Raw genomic sequence first — 16,562 nt, 5'->3', positions numbered from 1 at the left:
GCGGCATGGACCGCATTGACATCGGGATCGAGCGAATGATAACTTTGTTTCCTATCAAGGAACAGTGTTCCTGTATACGGAACGAATTTCAAGCGAGGGGACCAAGGATGTTGAAGAAAGAACAGAATGACCTGCTTACCCAGACGGGGCCGGGAACGCCCTTGGGCGAGCTGTTCCGCCGCTACTGGCAGCCGGTGATGCTGAGCCGCGAGCTGCCCGGTCCCGGCTGCGAGCCGGTGCGCGTGAAGCTGCTGTCCGAGCGGCTGTTGGCGATACGCGACGAAGAAGACAACCTTGGCCTGATCGACGAATTCTGTGCGCATCGCGGCGTGTCGCTGTGGTTCGGCCGCTACGACGAGAAGGGCCAGGGCGGCGGTATCCGCTGCCCCTATCACGGCTGGAAGTACGCCGCCGACGGCCAGTGCCTGGACGTGCCGTCCGAGGCGGAAGACAGCGGCTTTCGCAGCCGCATCAAGCTCACCTCGTATCCGCTGGTCGAGCGCGGCGGCATCCTGTGGACCTACATGGGTCCGCCCGAGCACCAGCCGCCGCTGCCCGAGTACGAGTTCGCGATGGTGCCCGACGCGCAGCGCTTCGTGTCCAAGCGCATCCAGGAAAACAACTGGCTGCAGGCGCTCGAAGGCGGGATCGATTCCAGCCACGTCTCGTGGCTGCACCGCGACAGCCTGAAGTCCGATCCGCTGTTCAAGGGCGCGGCCGGCAACCAGTACAACCTCAAGGACCTGCGCCCGGTATTCGAAGTGGTCGACACCGACACGGGGCTGCTGGTGGGCGTGCGCCGCAATGCCGACGACGATTCCTACTACTGGCGCATCACGCCCTGGCTGATGCCTTGCTTCACCATGGTGCCGCCGCGCGGCGACCATCCCGTGCACGGACACTTCTGGGTACCCATCGACGACGAGAACTGCTGGGCGTGGAGCTTCGACTACCACGCGGGCCGCGCGCTGACCGAAAGCGAGGTCCAGGCGATGGAGGACGGCAAGGGCATTCACGTGCGTTACGTGCCGGGCACGTTCCGGCCCTTGCAGAACAAGGAAAACGATTACCTGATGGACCGCGAGGCGCAGAAGGCCGGCAGGACCTACAGCGGCGTCGAGGGCATAGGCATGCAGGACGCGTCGCTGCAGGAAAGCATGGGTCCGATCCAGGATCGCACCAAGGAACACCTGACCTCCACCGACAACGGCATCGTCAAGATGCGCCGCGCGCTGATGAAGGCCGTCAAGGCGCTGGCCGAGGAAGGCGCGGCGCCTCCGGGAACGCATCCGTCGGCGCACCACGTCCGCTCGGCCGCGGTGATCCTGCCGCGCGACCAGCACTTCAAGGATGCCGCCGCCGAGGCGCTCACGGCGCAGCCGGGCCGGCCGCACGCATCGGTATGACGGCCATGGCGCTTACCGTACGAGCCGCGGTCGCGGTCGAGGCCGGCAGGACCGAACTGCGCGAGCTGGCCGCGCCGGCCACCTCGGCCACCAGCGGCCTGCTCAAGGTCGCCGTCACCGGCGTGTGCGGCAGCGATTGGCCCTACTACCAGCAACTGCCGGCCAGCCGCGGCCCGCTCGTGCTGGGCCACGAGACCGTGGGCCACGTGGCCGAGCTGGGCGAGGTGGCGCGCGCCAAATGGGGCGTGAAGGAAGGCGATCTGGTCGCACTGGAGGAATACCTGCCCTGCGGCCACTGCGAGTTCTGCCGCAGCGGCGAGTTCCGGCTGTGCGACGCCACCGACTGGCGGCTGGGCGGCTTGCGTTACGGCGCCACCGGCCTGTCGGTGGAACCGGGACTATGGGGCGGGTTCAGCCAGTACCAGTTCCTGCATCTGAACACGGTGTTCCATCGCGTGCCTGCCGGGGTCTCGCCCCGCCACGCGGCGCTGGCGCTGCCGCTGGCCAACGGCATCGAATGGACCTACCTCCAGGGCGGCGCGGGGCCGGGCCAGACCGTGGTGATACAAGGGCCGGGCCAGCAGGGCCTGGCGTGCGTCGTGGCCGCGCGCGAAGCGGGCGCCGAACGCATCATCATCACCGGTCTTTCGAACGAGACGGATGCCCGGCGCCTGGCGCTGGCGCGCGAACTCGGCGCGCACCACACCATCGACATCGAGTCCCAGGACCTGCTCGAAACCGTTGCCGATCTGACCGGCGGCCTGATGGCGGATCTCGTCATCGACTGCGCGGCGGGCGGCACCGATTCGGTCGTCACCGCGATCCAGCTCGCGCGCAAGCGCGGGCGGGTCATCCTGGGCGGGCAGAAGCGGCGGCGCATTCCCGAGTTCGACAGCGACCGCATCATCGCGCGCTTCCTGACCGTCAAGGGCATGCGCGGCCACAGCTACGAGTCGGTCGAGCTGGCCCTGCAACTGATCGCGGGCGACCGTCATGGCGTGAAGAAGATGAGCACCCATGCCTTCGGGCTCGAGGATACCGACCTCGCGCTGCGCAGCCTGGCGGGCCAGGGCGTGCAGGGGGCCATCCACATGACCATCGATCCCTGGAACTGAATCCGGCCCGCTAGCGGCCGGAACTTTCCCACCAGGCAGCCATGGCCTTTCGACGCGGCAACACCGCGGCGAAGGGCCATGGCTGTTGCCGTTTCCTCCTTCTTGACACCCGGCCATGCGAATCTCATACTGGCCAAATACTAGCGAATCGCTAGTATTTGGCCAGTGCAGGGCTGCGCCCATCTGCCAGGGCGGGACGCGGTCATGGAAAAGGAGACGGGAATCGATGCTCAGCCTCGAAATGAATCGCATGCTTACCCAGGTGGAGAACGGCGCGCCCATGGGGAATCTCATCGGCCGGTTCTGGATGCCGGCGCTGCTGTCGGAGGAAATCGCCGAGCCGGGGGGGCCGCCGGTGCGGGTCGGCCTGCTCGGCCGCAGGCTGGTGGCGTTCCGCGACTCGCAGGGCCGGGTCGGGCTGCTGGATGCGCGCTGCCCGCATCGCTCGGTCGACCTGTTCTTCGGCCGCAATGAAGAGGGCGGATTGCGCTGCGTCTACCACGGCTGGAAGTTCGGGGTGGACGGCGCCTGCGTCGACATGCCCAGCGAGCCTTCGTCCAGCCCGATGAAAGACAAGGTACGCGCGCGGGCCTATCCCGTGCACGAATCAGGTGGCATGGTCTGGGCCTATCTCGGCCCTGGCGAGGCGCCCGCCGTGCCCGACATCGAATTCATGTCGTTGCCGGCAAGCCACGTCTATGCCTCGAAGCGGCTGATGCGCTGCAACTACATGCAGGCGCTGGAAGGCAGCCTGGACACCTCTCATCTGTCTTTCCTGCACCAGATGAACCTCATGTCCAAGGACGTGTTCGGCGTAGGAGACTTCCAGCGCTTCTCCGACGCCGATGGCGCGCCGCGGTTCTTCTGTGCCGACACCTCCTACGGCATGTCCATCTCGGCGCGCCGCGACGGCGACGACGACACCTACTACTGGCGTGTCACGCAGTGGATGATGCCGGTTGGCGTACTGGTCCCGACCGCGCCGGGAAGCGTGTGCCGCGCCAATTTCTTCGTCCCGATCGACGACCGGAACTGCTGGTGGTACCGGATCCGCTACCAGCCGGAGCGGCCGCTCGAACACGAGGAAATCGAGGAGTACGACGCTGGCGACCTGGATTATTCGCGTCGCGTGCCGGGCACTTATGAATCGGTGGGCAACAAGGAAAACGACTACCTGATCGATCGCGACAGACAGCGCACCGAATCCTTTACCGGCATCCTCAGCGCCCAGCTGCAGGACATCGCCGTGCAGGAAAGCCAGGGCGAGATCGTGGATCGCAGCATCGAGCACCTCGGGACGTCCGACACCGCCATTGCCCAGACCCGGCGCCGGCTGATCAACGCCGCCCAAGCGCTCGAGGAAGGGCGGCTGCCGCCGGAAGCGGACGCGGCTTCGCAATACCGCATGCGTGCCATCGCCATTACGCTGAACCGCGCCAGGAGTTTCGACGAAGCTGCGGCGCTGGCGCAGTTGCCGCCGGCATAGAGGCCCCCCGGGAGGAGACGAAATGCATCTTACGACGACAAGCATCATCAGACATCTTGTCCTGGCGGCCGCGTTTGGCGCCGCTGGCCTGCTCCCGCTGGGAGCGTGCGCGCAGGAACCCTCTTGGCCCACCCGCCCCGTCCGGGTGATCGTGCCCTTCCTGGCGGGAGGGTCGATCGACGTCGTGGCCCGTACGCTGGCGGCCGAACTTTCGGCCCGCTATCACCAGCAGTTCGTGGTGGACAACAAGGCCGGCGCCGGCGGCACCATAGGCACGGACCTCGTGGCCAAGAGCGCGGCGGACGGCTACACGCTGCTGCTTACGGCGCAGGGACCGCTCGTGATCAATCCGTTCATCATGTCCAAGCTGCCCTACGACGCCCAGCATGCTTTTGCGCCGGTGTCGCGGGTGGTCGATGCGCCCAACGTCCTGGTGGCCTCGCCCAAGGCCGGACTGCCGACGTTCGACGCCTTCCTGCAGCGGGCCCGGTCGGGCGGCGCGCCGCTGACCTATGCCACCCAGGGTGTCGGCACCACGGGCCACGTCACCGGCGCGCTGCTGGACCAGGCGCTGGGCATTTCGCTGACGCACGTGCCGTACAACGGCTTTCCTCCCATACTGACCGACGTCATGCAGGGCCGCGTCGACCTGATGATCGCCGACACCGTGAACGTGGGAGAGCGCGTCCGGACGGGCCAGTTGGCCGCCGTCGCGGTGGCATCGGCCCGGCGCAGCGCGGTGCTGCCCGACGTGCCGACCTTCGCGGAAAAGGGCTATCCCGAGATCGTGGCGGGTCCCTGGTTCGCGCTGCTGGCACCGGCAGGCACGTCCAAGGCGGTGCGCGACAAGCTATCGGCCACGGTCAGGGATATCCTTGCAAAGCCCGGCATTGCCGCGCGCTTCCAGGGCATGGGGCTGGACATCGTCGGCTCGACGCCGGACGATCTGCAAGGCTACATGGACAAGGAATACGCGCGCTGGGGCGCGATCATCCGCAAGGCCGGCATACAGCCGGTTTCCTGAGCCGCCGCGGGGTCAGTCGGCGAAGTCTTTCCAGGTCCGGGGAGACTTCAGCCGGTCCGAGGCCGTGGCCGCCAGCCTGCCCAGGATCTCCCGGATGTGGCGCTCTTCCCCCGGGCCCATGGCACCCAGCACGTCGTGCTCCAGGGCGCTCATCACCTGCTCCACGTCGATGCGCGCCCGCTCGCCCGCCGCGGTCAACCGCAGCACGGAGCGCCGGCGATCGCGCGGGTCGACGCCCTTGGTCATGTAGCCCTGCCTGGTCAGCTGCACGATGGCCCGCGAGACGAAAAAGGCGTCCGTGCTCGTGTGTTCGGCCACTTCCTTGGCCGACAGCGGGCCGTAGCGTCCGACCACCGCCATCACGCGCCACGTGATGGTCGTCAGGCCGTATTTTTCTTCCCACATGGGTGACAGGAACTGCGAGATGCGCGTCGCGATCATCAGCGCCTGATAGGCGATGCGGTGCTCGAGCGGGACGGTCGGGTCGGGCGGAGTCTTCTTCGGCATGGTCGATTGGGGCGCCGCGGCGATGGGATGGCAGTCGGGCGCACGGCGGAAGTGGCTATATATTATGCAGTCTGTCAGCGCTCGTCGATGATCAAGGAGACCGCCATGCCCTACCGCTTCGACCGCATCGATCCCCGCCACACCGCCATGGTCGTGGTGGACATGCAGAACGACTTCGTCGCCGACGGCGCCAAGCTCCAGTCCCGGCAGGCCAAGGACATGGTCGGCAAGCTGGCCGAGACCCTGCGCTTCTGCCGCGAGCAGGGGATACGCGTGCTCTACACCGCGCATGTGCATCGCGACGACGGTTGCGACATGGGGATGTTCCGCGACCTGTACGGGCCCATCGCCGACCACTCGTCGCTGGTGGACGGAACCACCGGCGCCGACATCTACCCCGAACTCGCGCCGGCCCAGGGCGAGCACGTCATCAAGAAGCACCGCTACAGCGGCTTCTACGGCACCGACCTGGACATCATCCTGCGCGAATGGGGCATACGCAACGTCGTGGTCTCGGGCACCACCACCGAGAACTGCTGCCACGCCACGGCGCGCGACGCGATGTTCCACAACTACAAGGTGGCGTTCCTGGCCGACGCCACCGGCACCTTCGACTATCCCGACGTGGGCTGGGGCGCGATGAGCGCGGCCGAGGTGCACAAGGCCACGCTGACCATCCTCGCGTTCTCGACCGCGCACGTGATGAACGTGGACGAGTTCAAGTCGCTGGTGGCCAAGGGCAGGGACTGAACTAGCTCAGCACGAGCCAGGTCCCGGCCAGGCTCGTGATGGCCACCAGCGCGGTGATGCCCGCCATCCACGCCGACGAGGCGGCGTGGATCTTGTCCAGGGCCAGGGCCGACCGGCGCCACGACGCGGTCGCGAAGAACAGGATGGCGCACAGCATGTCCAGCGCGCCCACGACGAGGAACGCCGGCTGGTTTTCCTGCACGCCCGCGCGCAGCACCAGCAGCGCCACGGCGGTCATCGACAGGCCGGTGCGGCCCCAGGACAGCGCGGTGCGCTGGGGTTGCAGCCCTGGGTCGAGTTGCGAACTCATCGGAACAGCACGAACAGGCCGGCCACCACGGCAACCAGCAGGGTCACGCCCGCGGCCAGCGGAATCAGCGCCGAGCGCGGCAGCGGCCGCGAATGCCGCATGGCCTGCTGGTTGGCCTTCCACTGGAAATAGGCGCCGCAGCAGAAGATCAGGCCGGCAACGGTCATCGCCACGCTCAGCGCCAGCAGCGGCCAATGCGGCTGGACCACGCCGCCGAACTGGTGGAGCAGGATGGCGCCAGCCAGCACGGCAAGCGCGGTGCGTATCCAGGCGAGGAAGGTGCGTTCGTTGGCCAGCGTGAAGCGATAGTCGGGTTCGCGGCCGTCATCCTCTTGCATGCGAGGGTTCTCCTGCGGGGTTTATTTATTTGGGTGCCCGCTATTTTAGGCTCCCGCGGGCGGCTTTCATGCGGGCGACAGCGGCCATGCAGTAACCTTGGGCGGGACAACCCACAACCGGAGCACAGACGTGGAATACCGCAAACTGGGACGCACCGATCTCGAAGTCAGCGTGATCGGGCTGGGAACCATGACCTGGGGCGAACAGAACAGCGAAGCCGACGCCCACGAGCAACTGGACCATGCGCTGGCGCAGGGCGTGAACCTGGTGGATGCCGCCGAGATGTATCCGGTGCCGCCCAAGGCCGAGACCCAGGGCCGCACCGAAACCTACATCGGCACCTGGCTGGCCCGTACCGGCCGCCGCCATGACATCGTGCTGACCAGCAAGGTCGCCGGCCCGCTGCGCGACGCCAAGCGCCCCGGCCACATCCGCGACGGCAAGCCCTTCCTGGACCGCAAGAACCTGACCGCCGCGCTGCACGACAGCCTCAAGCGCCTGCAGACGGACTACCTCGACCTCTACCAGCTGCACTGGCCCGACCGCACCACGGCCACCTTCGGCCAGCTCGCCTATCCCTGGGTGAAGGACGACCACACCGTGCCCATCGAGGAAACGCTGTCGGTGCTGCAGGACTTCGTGCGCGAGGGCAAGGTCCGGCACATCGGCGTCTCGAACGAGACGCCCTGGGGCGTGGCGCAGTTCCTGAAGCTGTCCGAGACGCAGGGCCTGCCGCGCATCGCATCCATCCAGAACCCCTACAGCCTGCTCAACCGCGTGTACGAAATCGGCCTGTCCGAGTTCACGCAGTTCGAACAGGTCAGCCTGCTGGCCTATTCGCCGCTGGGTATGGGCGTGCTGTCCGGCAAGTACCTGGGCGGGGCGCGGCCCGAGGGCGCGCGCCTGACGCTGTTCTCGCGCTTCACCCGCTATGACGGGCCCGAGGCCGAATCGGCCGCGCGCCGGTACGTGGAACTCGCGCGCGACCATGGCCTCGTGCCGGCGCAGATGGCGCTGGCCTGGGTGAACAGCCGGCCCTTCGTGGCCAGCAATCTGATCGGCGCGACCTCGATGGCGCAGTTGCAGGAGAACATCGCCAGCGCGCAGGTCGTGCTGCCGGCGGCGGTGATCGAGGGCATCGAGGCCATACACCGGGCGCAGCCGAATCCGTGCCCGTAGCCAAGCCGGCTCGCCCTATCTCGATCCCTTGAACAGCCGGATGACCAGGTCACGCATCCACTGGTGCGCGGGATCGAGTTCGAACCGCTTGCTCCAGTGGAGCATGACGGGAAAATCCCCGTGGGCGAACTGGGCCTCGCTTACCGCGTAGCCTCCCGAGTCGGCAAAGTAGTTCGCAAGCCCTATCGGCAGTACCACCGCCAGATCCGTGGTCTTCACGATGGCCGGCAAGGCCAGGAAATTCGACGAGGTGATGCGGATCTTCTTGTCGATGCCCATTTCCTGCAGGACCCGGACGGTATCGCCGTAGGCGCGTATCGCGACATAATCCAGGCGGCCCAGCTGTTCCCGCGTCAGGGCACCGCCGCCTTGCCCGAGCAGGGCCGGGTGTCCCGCTCGCAGAAGGACGGAATACCTGTCGCGCACCAGTTCCAGGCTCTGGGTCCCCACCAGGTCCGGGATGAAGCCGAGCGCCAGATCGACGATGCCCGCATCGAGCGACGCGCAGATCGCGTCATGCGGCAGCGCGCAGCTGTCCACCGTGACGCCGGGGGCTTCTTTTCTCAGCGTCTCGATCAGCCTGGGCAGGAAGAGTGCCTCGCCGATGTCGTTCAGGTGAAGCCGAAGCCGCATCCGCGATGTCGACGGCTCGAACTGCTCGCCCTCGTTGAGGGCCGCTTCGATCATGGCGATGGCTCCCTGGACGGCATGCGCCAGGCGTGCGCCGCGCAGCGTCGGCCGCACGCCGCCGGGCGCCCGCACGAACAGGGGGTCTCCCAGGCTTACGCGCAGCCGAGTCAGTCCCTGGCTTGCCGCCGGCTGCGACAGGTTCAGCGCATCGGCCGCGCGGCTCACGCTGCCGGACCGATAGATGGCGTCGAACAGCCGCAGCAAGTTGAGATCGATGTCTCGTATATCCATCTGTGGATGCACCTCCTCGATCGCCGGAATGGCTGCCGTCGCGCGCAGATGCCGGCTAGTTTAGCGGCGGGCGGCAACCCGCGAGGGCCAATATTCACGAGATGGAAGTTCACTTAGTTGGCAAGGCTAATGGAGCGCCTCGCGAGCGGAGGGTAATCTTGCGCACTGTCGTCGCCCCGGATCCTCCGGCGCGGGGCCGTCATCGTCATGCCATGGACAGCAACCTCAGAAAAGACGTCAGCGCCGGGGGTGGAAATCCCCTGATCGAAGCGGGCCTGCGCAATCTGCTGGTCGATTGCGCCGGTATCAGGAACGGGCAGCGCGTCGTGCTGATCCACGAAGAAGGCAACCCCGCCGTCGAGCGCGAGGTCGTTGCCGCGATCGAGCAAGGGGCGCGCGCACTCGGCGCGACCGTAATCAGCCTGGGATGCGGCGAGCGGCTCGCAGGCCCCGAGGCCATCCCGCCCCACATCGTGGAGGCCATGGCCCAGGCCGACGTCACCATCCTGAGCCATTACATGGGCGCGATGCTGCGCCTGCGCCCGCCGATCGGCGCGGGCGTCCACGTGCTCAACTACGCCACCAACAGGAACGTTCTTGCCTCGCGCTGGGCCACGGTGCCGTACGGCGTCTGGCTGGAAGCCGGCGATGCCATCGCGCGCGAACTGCGCGGGGCCACGAACTGGCGTGTGACGTGTCCGCTCGGCACGGATTTGCGAGGCCACGTCACACCGCCTCCTGCGTCCGCGCCAACGCAACCGTTCACCGTGCTCACGTTTCCGATAGGCACGCACAACCCGATCCGTTCGCACGGGGCCTCCGGGCGGCTCGTGATCCGCTGGCTGGCAAGCTCCGCGAATCACGACATCGGCGACGGCCTGCTGCTTCGGAGTCCGGTCACCGCCGAGGTGCGCGCCGATCGCATCGTGAGCCTGGAAGGCGATGCCGAGGAGGTTGCCAAGGCCGAATCGCTGCTGCACAGCCTGGGGCGCAGGAACGGCGTCGATCCCATGCTTATCAACTCCTGGCACGCGGGCATCAATCCCCAGGCCCGGCCCTGCTGCGATCCGGAAAAAGACCTGAATCACTGGCAGCTCATGTCGCACAACAACCCGCGCCTGATGCACTTCCATGCCGTCGGCCACGCCATGCCGGGCGAAATCTCGCTGCCCGTCCTGGATCCCGATATCTGGCTGGACGATCGTCAGTTCTGGCGCCAGGGCGAATTCCTGCTGCTGGAGTTGCCCGCGATCCAGGACATCCTTCGGCGCCACCCGGGATCGGAAGACGCGTACGAGCTGAACCGCGAAGTCGGCGCCTGATTTCACCATACCGGTAGCCAGACGTGCCGCTTTCCTTTTCCCTTTCAGACGTCGAGCCCGTCGGCCATGGCCTGCGCCGGCCGGAATGCGTACTGTGCAACCGCCACGGCGACATGTTCGTCGCGCACCTGGGCCACGGCATCATGCACATCGCCCCGGACGGCACGCAGCGCGCGATCGGCAACCATGCCGAGGTGGATGGCGCGCCGTGGATTCCCAACGGCATTGCATGGATGCCCGACAATTCCTTTCTGGTCGCGAACATGGGGCCGGCGGGCGGGCTCTGGCGATTGACGGGCGAGGGCGCTCTCGAACTGGTGCTGGCCGAGCTGGACGGCCTGCCCCTGGGAGCCACCAACTTCGTGATGCTGGACGATCGCGGCCGCACCTGGGTCACGGTCACGACGCGCCAGTGGCCGATCTCGAAGGCCTTCGCGCCGCTTGGCGGCCCGACGATGGACGATGGCTACCTGATCCTGATCGATGCGAAGGGACCCCGGATCGTCGCCGATGGCTTCGCCTTCGCCAACGAAGTCCGGATCGATGCCGGCGGGCGATACATCTATGTCGTCGAGACCTTCGGCAGGCGCGTCACCCGGTTCGCCCTGAAGGGCGACCACCTGGCGGACCGCACGGTTTTCGCCCGCTTCGGCCATGGGACCTTCGCGGACGGCGCCGCCTTCGATGCAGAAGGGCATCTGTGGGCGGCGAGCATCGTCAGCAACCGGCTGCTCAGGATCGCGCCCGACGGCAGCGTGCAGACGGTGCTGGAGGAGCTGGATGCGCAGCACGTCGACAGGATCGAGCGCCGGCTGGCGGCGGGCACCATTGAGCGCGAAGACGTGCAGCACACGCCCACGCGCGTGCTGAAGAACATCGCCAGCGTGACCTTCGGCGGTCCCGACCTGCGCACCGTGTACCTGGGCTCGCTGGGGGGCGACACCCTCGGCATGTTTCGTTCGCCCGTGGCCGGCGTACCGCCGGCGCACTGGAACCAGAAATTCCGATAAGGAGACGATGATGAAACATGTTTACGGTGCCGCGGCCGTCTTGCTCGCGTGCTGCATCTCGGCGCCCGCCGTCGCGGCGGACGCCGATTATCCCAACCGTCCCGTGCGCATCGTCGTCACGACCCCGCCCGGCGGTGCCGTCGACGTACTCGGGCGGCTCATGGCAGGCGAGCTGACCAAGAAGCTGGGCCAGACGGTCTTCGTCGAGAACCGCGGCGGCGCGAACGGCAACATCGCGGGGGAATTCGTGGCGCGGGCGCCCGCGGACGGCTATACGCTGCTGCAGACTTCCGGCGGCATGCTGACCACCAATCCGCACCTGTATCGGAGCATGGCCTTCGATCCCTTGAAGGACTTCACGCCGATCACCCAGGTAGCCTTGAATCCCCTCTGGCTGGTGGTCCGCGCGGGCCTGCCGGTCGACACCGTGACGGAGTTCGTGGCCTATCTGAAGGCGCATCCGAATACCGTTACCTACAGTTCAGCCGGCAGCGGCAGCGCCCTGCACATGGCTCAGGCCGAGTTCGCCCGCGCAACGGGCGTCACCGCCCGTCACATTCCCTATAAAGGAGCGGGGCAGGCGCTGCAGGATGTTATCGCCGGTCAGGTCGATTTCACGTGGGACCCCGGTCCGGCTCTGCAGCACCGCTCGTCCGGCAAAATCAAGATCATCGCCGTGGGCATGCCCAAGCGGTCGAGCGCCGCGCCCGACGTGCCGACCGTCGCGGAATCGGGATATCCCGGGCTCAATACCGCTTCCGCGCATGCGCTGCTGGCGCCGGCCGGGACACCGCGAGACATCGTGAATCGCCTGAACAAGGCGGCCGTGGAGATCCTCGGCAATCCCGACGTCGCGCAGCGGATCCGCGCGATGGGCATCGAGCCCATCGGCAACTCGCCCGAGCGGGCGGCGGCCGATATCCGGCGGGAGTCCGAGCACTACAAGCAACTGATACGCGAGGCCAACATCAGCGTCGAGTAGGCCGAGGAGGCCGGTAGTGCCCGGACGGTTCGCGCCTAGATCTTGAACGCCTCGAACGTCTCCGGCGCGAACAGGTCTTCCGGCGTCAGCAGCTTCTTCGACAGTCCACCCTGGTGGTGGTAGCGCAGGAAGGTCTCCAGCGTCTTGCGGTTGTTCTCGAAGCCGTAGGCCCAGAAGTCCTCGCCCATTTCCTTGACCACCGCCTCCATGTTGCCCAGCAGCCAGGGGTGCATGATCTTGAGCGCGGCGGTCTCGCGCAGGTTCTGGTAGGCCACCTGCTGCGCCTGCACGAAGGCCTTGTACAGCGACTGCGCGACCCAGCGGTTGGCTTCGTAGATCTCGCGGCGGATGACCAGCGTGTGCATGATGGGGAAGATCCCCGTGCTGCGGAAGTACTCGCGCTCGACCGCCTCGAAATCGGGGAACAGGCGCGTGACCTTGCCCTTGCCGGTCAGGAAGGTGGACGGCATGCGCGCGGTGTGCAGGGCATCGATCTCGCCGTCCAGCAGCATTTGCGACAGGGTCTGCGTGGGGCCGATCTGCTCGACTTTGATGTTGGGCGGCAGGTCGATCTTGAGCTTCTCGGGGCGGCCGGGCTCTTCCTCGCCGCCGGTGACGTAGGTCACGCTGTCCACAGGCACGCCGTAGTGTTCGTCCAGGATGCCGCGGATCCACACCGGCGCGGTCATCTGGTACTCGGGCGTGCCGATGCGCTTGCCGATCAGGTCCTTGGGTTCGCGGATGCCTGCGTCCGCGTTCACGTAGATGCACGAGTGGCGGAAGAAGCGCGAGGGGAAGATGGGGATCGCGATGAAGGGCCGCTCGGGCTTGAACAGCGACACGGTGTAGGACGACAGCGACATCTCGGCCACGTCGAACTCGCGATGCCGCAGCATGCGGAAGAAGGTTTCCTCGACCGGCATGTTCAGGTAGTTCAGGTCGATGCCGTCGGGAACGACGGTACCGTCCATCAGCGCGCGGGTGCGGTCATAGTCCCAGCAGCCCAGGGAAAGTCTCAGTTTGGACATAAGCGGCCTCGATAGAGAGAAGGTTGGACGGTCATTCGATGCGGATGTTGGCCTTGCGGATGACGGCGCCGTAGCGGTCGATGTCGGAACGGATCTTCTGCCCGAACTGTTCGGGCGTGCCGCCCACCGGCGTCAGGTAGCTGGTGGCCAGCGTCGATTGCACTTCGGGCTTCTTCAGGATGGCGTTCACCGCCGTATTCAGCCTGGCGACGATCTCGCGCGGCGTGCCCGCCGGGGCCAGCATGCCATACCAGATGTCGATGTTGAAACCGGGGAAGCCTTGTTCGGCGCCGGTGGGCAGGTCGGGCGCATAAGGCGTGCGCTGGTCGGCCGCGACGGCGTAGACGCGCATGCGGCCGTCCTTGAGGTAGCCGGCGATGTTGGTCAGCGTGATGAAGATCAGGTCGACCTGGCCGCCCAGCACGTTGGGCACCGAGTCCGAGCAGCCCTTGTACGGCACGTGGGTGACGTCCACGTCGGCCTGCTGCTTGAACATCTCGCCCGCCAGGTGCAGCGCCGAGCCCGTGTCGCAGCCGGCGTAGGACAGCTTGCCCGGATTGCTCTTGGCGTAGGCCACCAGATCCTTGAGCGACCCGGGCGCGAGGTTGGCGCGCGCGCCCAGTACCGCCGGCGTGGTGCCGATCTGCACCACCGGCGCGAAGCTCTTGAGGGTGTCGAAGGGCAGCTTGTTCATCAACGTGTGGTTGATGGTCATGGTGTTGGGGATGATGGCCAGCGTGTAGCCGTCGGCCGGCGCCTTGGCCAGCTGGTCCAGCCCGATGTTGCCGCCGGCGCCGGGTTTGTTCTCGACCACGAAGGTCTGGCCCAGTTCGGCGCGCAGGTGCGTGGCGATCAGGCGCGCGGCCGTGTCCACGCCGCCGCCGGCGGTCACGGGCACGATCACGCGCACGGGCTTGGCGGGATAGCTGTCCGCCATCGCCAGGGGCGAGGCGGCGGCCGCGGCCACGGACAGGGCGGCGAACAGGGCGCGTGCCGGGAATTTCATGCAGGTCTCCATCTGTGCTTCTTCAATGACTCGTACCGATCCCCATGCCACGCCGGACACGATCGCTTTGCGGGATGGGGGAATGTGCGCGCCGGTGCGTGGGTCACCACGCCCGGTGCGTCTTGGAGGCGCCTAGCGGCCCCGCCGGGGCGGCTTGCGGCGTTGCGGAAATTCTAAGTCGGGAAGGGGGGCGGGAACCGGTTCGGGGCCATGATTAATACTGATCGCAGCCATCATCGATCGGTATCGCCCGCCCGTGGCGCGCCGTCCGGCAGCCCGCGTATGTGCGTGCGCAGCACGTCCAGGAACAGCGCGGAAGCGGAGGTCAGCGGGCGGCGCGGGTGGGTGACGCAGATGATCTGCCGCGTCATGGCCGGCGCCTCGATGGTGCGCACGCGCAGGGGCGAGCGGCGCGCACGGCGGCGCACCACGCTGCGGGGCAGGATGGCGTAGAAGCCGGCGTCCTCGGCCAGGTTCAGCAGCGCCGTCATCGAATAGATCTCGAACACGGGCTTGAACACCAGGTTCTCCTGGCGGGCGTAGTCTTCCAGGATCTCGCGCAGGTTGTGCTCGCGCGGGGTGAACAGCAGCGGCAGGGCGGCAGCCGCCGACAGCGGCAGGGATGCCGGCACCGTGTCGTCGTCGGGGCCGACCAGCAAGAGTTCCTCGTCGATGATGGGTTCGACGCTGAGCGAGAACGGCCGGCGCGGCTTGTCCACGATGGCCGCGTCGATCTTGCCGGCCGCCACCCAGTCGAGCAGCGGCCCGTTGGTGACGGTGACGTTCACCTTGGGATAGGCGCGCGCGAAATCGGTCAGTGCCTCGCTCAGCACGCTTTCGGCCAGCGACGAGATCATGCCGACCACCACTTCGCCGCCGACTTCGCCGCCGCGCAGGGTCATCTGCTCGCGCGCCTGCGAGAGGTCCCGCAGGATGGGCAGGTACAGCTGGTACATGCGCCGCCCCGCCTCGGTGGGCTCCATCCCGCGCGCGCTGCGGATGAACAGTTTCTGACCCAGTTCCTCTTCCAGCTTGACGATCTGCGCGCTCAGGGCGGGCTGCACGACGTTCACGCGGCGCGCCGCGCCCGTGACGGTGCCTTCCTCGAAAAGGCAGATGAAGTACTGGATCTGGCGGAGTTCCAAGGCGGTGGTCCCGGGCTGCGGTATGTCCGATTTTATCGGTACCGGCGCCCTTGAAGGGGCCGCCCGCGTCAGTCCAGCAGGGCGGCCAGCGCCTGGGCGCTGCGGACGGCGATGCGCCGGCTCGCGGCGCTGTCGGCTACCCAGCGCAGGAAACCATGGGGCATGCCCGCCGCGCGCACCAGTTCGCACGCCGCGCCGGCCGCCCGCAGGCGGTCGGCCAGGATCTCGGCGTCGCTGCGCAGCGGGTCCAGTTCGGCGGCCACGGCCACCGCCGGCGGCAGGCCGGTGAAGTCCGGCGCCAGCAGCGGCGCCACCCGGCTGTCGCCCGGACCGGGTTCGCGCCCCAGGTAGTCGCGCAGGATCCGCCGGCAGCGGGCGCGGGTCAGCAGCGGGGCGTTGGCGTTCTCGCGGTACGAGGGGGTCTCGAAATCGATGCCGATGATGGGGTAGGCCAGCCACATCGCCCGCAGCGGGATCCGGCCGCGCGTTTCCAGCGCGGCGGCCAAGGCCAGGTTCGCGCCGGAGCTGTCGCCGCCCACGGCCAGGCGCGCGGGGTCGGCGCCCAGCGCCTCGGCCTGTTCGTGCAGCCACCGCAGCGCGCCTACGGTGTCGTTGAACGCGGCCGGGAAGGGGTGCCCGGGCAGCACGCGATAGTCCACGCTGGCCACCATCACGCCGGCTTCCATCGCCAGCAGGCAGCAGGTGGCGTCATGGCTGTCGAGGTCGCCGTTGGTGAAGGCGCCGCCGTGCAGGTAGAGCAACGCGGGGGGGCGGGGCCGGCGCGGGCGGTACAGGCGCAGTGCCAGCGGCGCGCCGTCGACGGTGATGCCGACGTCCTCGATGTCCAGCGGCACTGGCGGGCGCCGCAGCGGTTGGCGCGCGCGCAGGAAGGTGGCGCGCACCTGGGCCGGCTCCAGCAGGTGCGAGGGCGTGGTCTCGGCCTCGACCAGGCGCAGCACGCGCGGCGCGATGTCGGGGTCCAGCCGGGCAAGCAGGGCGTCGTCGGGCTTCATGGTCAAGGCGGCGGTGACG

General features: G+C 67.5%; 17 protein-coding genes. 9 read left to right on the top strand and 8 right to left on the bottom strand.

Annotated features, from left to right (window positions below; all coding sequences use genetic code 11):
• Window positions 1-107: 107 nt before the first annotated feature.
• The 4 genes from WKR98_RS04335 to WKR98_RS04320 all read left to right on the top strand — a co-directional run bounded on the left by WKR98_RS04335 (window position 108) and on the right by WKR98_RS04320 (window position 5,031).
• Window positions 108-1,406, top strand: coding sequence for an aromatic ring-hydroxylating dioxygenase subunit alpha (locus tag WKR98_RS04335; RefSeq protein WP_124692032.1), 1,299 nt, complete (start codon window positions 108-110; stop codon window positions 1,404-1,406).
• A 5-nt stretch (window positions 1,407-1,411) separates the two neighbouring features.
• Window positions 1,412-2,521 carry a zinc-dependent alcohol dehydrogenase gene (locus tag WKR98_RS04330; protein WP_238160235.1) on the top strand — a complete coding sequence of 370 codons (1,110 nt, stop codon included), beginning with the start codon at window positions 1,412-1,414 and terminating at the stop codon, window positions 2,519-2,521.
• A gap of 226 nt (window positions 2,522-2,747) precedes the next feature.
• Window positions 2,748-4,007: a Rieske 2Fe-2S domain-containing protein gene (locus WKR98_RS04325; RefSeq protein WP_341432173.1), complete on the top strand. Its 1,260-nt coding sequence runs from the start codon at window positions 2,748-2,750 to the stop codon at window positions 4,005-4,007.
• Window positions 4,008-4,029: 22 nt separating this feature from the next.
• Window positions 4,030-5,031 carry a Bug family tripartite tricarboxylate transporter substrate binding protein gene (locus WKR98_RS04320; protein ID WP_341432172.1) on the top strand — a complete coding sequence of 334 codons (1,002 nt, stop codon included), beginning with the start codon at window positions 4,030-4,032 and terminating at the stop codon, window positions 5,029-5,031.
• Window positions 5,032-5,043: 12 nt separating this feature from the next.
• Here the strand turns inward: WKR98_RS04320 and WKR98_RS04315 are convergent, their stop codons facing one another.
• The gene (locus WKR98_RS04315) at window positions 5,044-5,538 is read right to left on the bottom strand and encodes a MarR family winged helix-turn-helix transcriptional regulator (protein WP_341432171.1); all 495 of its coding nucleotides are present in this window, start codon (window positions 5,536-5,538) and stop codon (window positions 5,044-5,046) included.
• A 105-nt stretch (window positions 5,539-5,643) separates the two neighbouring features.
• Between WKR98_RS04315 and WKR98_RS04310 the strand changes: the two genes are divergently transcribed.
• Window positions 5,644-6,288 (top strand): cysteine hydrolase family protein, encoded by a 645-nt coding sequence (locus tag WKR98_RS04310; RefSeq protein WP_341432170.1) that lies wholly within the window; start codon window positions 5,644-5,646, stop codon window positions 6,286-6,288.
• Between the two features lies 1 nt (window position 6,289).
• Here the strand turns inward: WKR98_RS04310 and WKR98_RS04305 are convergent, their stop codons facing one another.
• Both WKR98_RS04305 and WKR98_RS04300 read right to left on the bottom strand, forming a co-directional pair.
• Window positions 6,290-6,598: a DUF202 domain-containing protein gene (locus WKR98_RS04305; protein ID WP_124692026.1), complete on the bottom strand. Its 309-nt coding sequence runs from the start codon at window positions 6,596-6,598 to the stop codon at window positions 6,290-6,292.
• Entirely contained in the window at window positions 6,595-6,936 is a 342-nt protein-coding gene (locus WKR98_RS04300; protein WP_124692025.1) for a YidH family protein, read from the bottom strand. Before WKR98_RS04300 ends, WKR98_RS04305 begins: the two co-directional genes overlap by 4 nt.
• A gap of 130 nt (window positions 6,937-7,066) precedes the next feature.
• Between WKR98_RS04300 and WKR98_RS04295 the strand changes: the two genes are divergently transcribed.
• A complete protein-coding gene (locus WKR98_RS04295; RefSeq protein ID WP_341432169.1) occupies window positions 7,067-8,116 on the top strand; it encodes an NADP(H)-dependent aldo-keto reductase in 1,050 nt (349 codons plus the stop codon).
• A 15-nt stretch (window positions 8,117-8,131) separates the two neighbouring features.
• Here WKR98_RS04295 and WKR98_RS04290 read toward each other — a convergent pair whose 3' ends face one another.
• A complete protein-coding gene (locus WKR98_RS04290; RefSeq protein WP_124692023.1) occupies window positions 8,132-9,037 on the bottom strand; it encodes a LysR family transcriptional regulator in 906 nt (301 codons plus the stop codon).
• 212 nt (window positions 9,038-9,249) lie between these two features.
• Between WKR98_RS04290 and WKR98_RS04285 the strand changes: the two genes are divergently transcribed.
• Genes WKR98_RS04285 through WKR98_RS04275 form a run of 3 tightly spaced genes read left to right on the top strand, consistent with a single transcriptional unit; the run spans window position 9,250 to window position 12,351 of the window.
• Complete coding sequence (locus tag WKR98_RS04285; protein ID WP_341432168.1) at window positions 9,250-10,359, top strand: hypothetical protein; 1,110 nt, start codon at window positions 9,250-9,252, stop codon at window positions 10,357-10,359.
• Window positions 10,360-10,382: 23 nt separating this feature from the next.
• On the top strand, window positions 10,383-11,369 hold the full coding sequence (locus tag WKR98_RS04280) for an SMP-30/gluconolactonase/LRE family protein (protein ID WP_124692021.1): 987 nt from the start codon (window positions 10,383-10,385) through the stop codon (window positions 11,367-11,369).
• A gap of 10 nt (window positions 11,370-11,379) precedes the next feature.
• Window positions 11,380-12,351, top strand: coding sequence for a Bug family tripartite tricarboxylate transporter substrate binding protein (locus tag WKR98_RS04275; RefSeq protein ID WP_341432167.1), 972 nt, complete (start codon window positions 11,380-11,382; stop codon window positions 12,349-12,351).
• Window positions 12,352-12,386: 35 nt separating this feature from the next.
• Here WKR98_RS04275 and WKR98_RS04270 read toward each other — a convergent pair whose 3' ends face one another.
• From WKR98_RS04270 to WKR98_RS04255, 4 genes are all read right to left on the bottom strand, one after another.
• The gene (locus WKR98_RS04270) at window positions 12,387-13,379 is read right to left on the bottom strand and encodes an ABC transporter substrate-binding protein (protein ID WP_124692019.1); all 993 of its coding nucleotides are present in this window, start codon (window positions 13,377-13,379) and stop codon (window positions 12,387-12,389) included.
• 31 nt (window positions 13,380-13,410) lie between these two features.
• Complete coding sequence (locus tag WKR98_RS04265) at window positions 13,411-14,385, bottom strand: tripartite tricarboxylate transporter substrate binding protein (RefSeq protein WP_341432166.1); 975 nt, start codon at window positions 14,383-14,385, stop codon at window positions 13,411-13,413.
• 233 nt (window positions 14,386-14,618) lie between these two features.
• Window positions 14,619-15,530, bottom strand: coding sequence for a LysR family transcriptional regulator (locus WKR98_RS04260; protein ID WP_161568011.1), 912 nt, complete (start codon window positions 15,528-15,530; stop codon window positions 14,619-14,621).
• 68 nt (window positions 15,531-15,598) lie between these two features.
• Window positions 15,599-16,543 carry an alpha/beta hydrolase gene (locus tag WKR98_RS04255; RefSeq protein WP_341432165.1) on the bottom strand — a complete coding sequence of 315 codons (945 nt, stop codon included), beginning with the start codon at window positions 16,541-16,543 and terminating at the stop codon, window positions 15,599-15,601.
• Between the last annotated feature and the right edge of the window lie 19 nt (window positions 16,544-16,562).

This window comes from Pigmentiphaga sp. YJ18 (genome assembly GCF_038066655.1).
Taxonomy (GTDB): Bacteria; Pseudomonadota; Gammaproteobacteria; order Burkholderiales; family Burkholderiaceae_B; genus Pigmentiphaga.
This window is presented reverse-complemented; position numbering and strand designations above follow the sequence as displayed.

What these genes read in the sequence shown, in the direction of transcription:
- WKR98_RS04310 (WP_341432170.1), top strand. Translation starts at nt 5,644, where the DNA reads ATGCCCTACCGCTTCGACCGCATCGATCCCCGCCACACCGCCATGGTC.
- WKR98_RS04305 (WP_124692026.1), bottom strand. Translation starts at nt 6,598, where the DNA reads ATGAGTTCGCAACTCGACCCAGGGCTGCAACCCCAGCGCACCGCGCTG.
- WKR98_RS04320 (WP_341432172.1), top strand. Translation starts at nt 4,030, where the DNA reads ATGCATCTTACGACGACAAGCATCATCAGACATCTTGTCCTGGCGGCC.
- WKR98_RS04335 (WP_124692032.1), top strand. Translation starts at nt 108, where the DNA reads ATGTTGAAGAAAGAACAGAATGACCTGCTTACCCAGACGGGGCCGGGA.
- WKR98_RS04255 (WP_341432165.1), bottom strand. Translation starts at nt 16,543, where the DNA reads ATGAAGCCCGACGACGCCCTGCTTGCCCGGCTGGACCCCGACATCGCG.
- WKR98_RS04285 (WP_341432168.1), top strand. Translation starts at nt 9,250, where the DNA reads ATGGACAGCAACCTCAGAAAAGACGTCAGCGCCGGGGGTGGAAATCCC.
- WKR98_RS04275 (WP_341432167.1), top strand. Translation starts at nt 11,380, where the DNA reads ATGAAACATGTTTACGGTGCCGCGGCCGTCTTGCTCGCGTGCTGCATC.
- WKR98_RS04330 (WP_238160235.1), top strand. Translation starts at nt 1,412, where the DNA reads ATGGCGCTTACCGTACGAGCCGCGGTCGCGGTCGAGGCCGGCAGGACC.
- WKR98_RS04270 (WP_124692019.1), bottom strand. Translation starts at nt 13,379, where the DNA reads ATGTCCAAACTGAGACTTTCCCTGGGCTGCTGGGACTATGACCGCACC.
- WKR98_RS04325 (WP_341432173.1), top strand. Translation starts at nt 2,748, where the DNA reads ATGCTCAGCCTCGAAATGAATCGCATGCTTACCCAGGTGGAGAACGGC.
- WKR98_RS04300 (WP_124692025.1), bottom strand. Translation starts at nt 6,936, where the DNA reads ATGCAAGAGGATGACGGCCGCGAACCCGACTATCGCTTCACGCTGGCC.
- WKR98_RS04265 (WP_341432166.1), bottom strand. Translation starts at nt 14,385, where the DNA reads ATGAAATTCCCGGCACGCGCCCTGTTCGCCGCCCTGTCCGTGGCCGCG.
- WKR98_RS04315 (WP_341432171.1), bottom strand. Translation starts at nt 5,538, where the DNA reads ATGCCGAAGAAGACTCCGCCCGACCCGACCGTCCCGCTCGAGCACCGC.
- WKR98_RS04290 (WP_124692023.1), bottom strand. Translation starts at nt 9,037, where the DNA reads ATGGATATACGAGACATCGATCTCAACTTGCTGCGGCTGTTCGACGCC.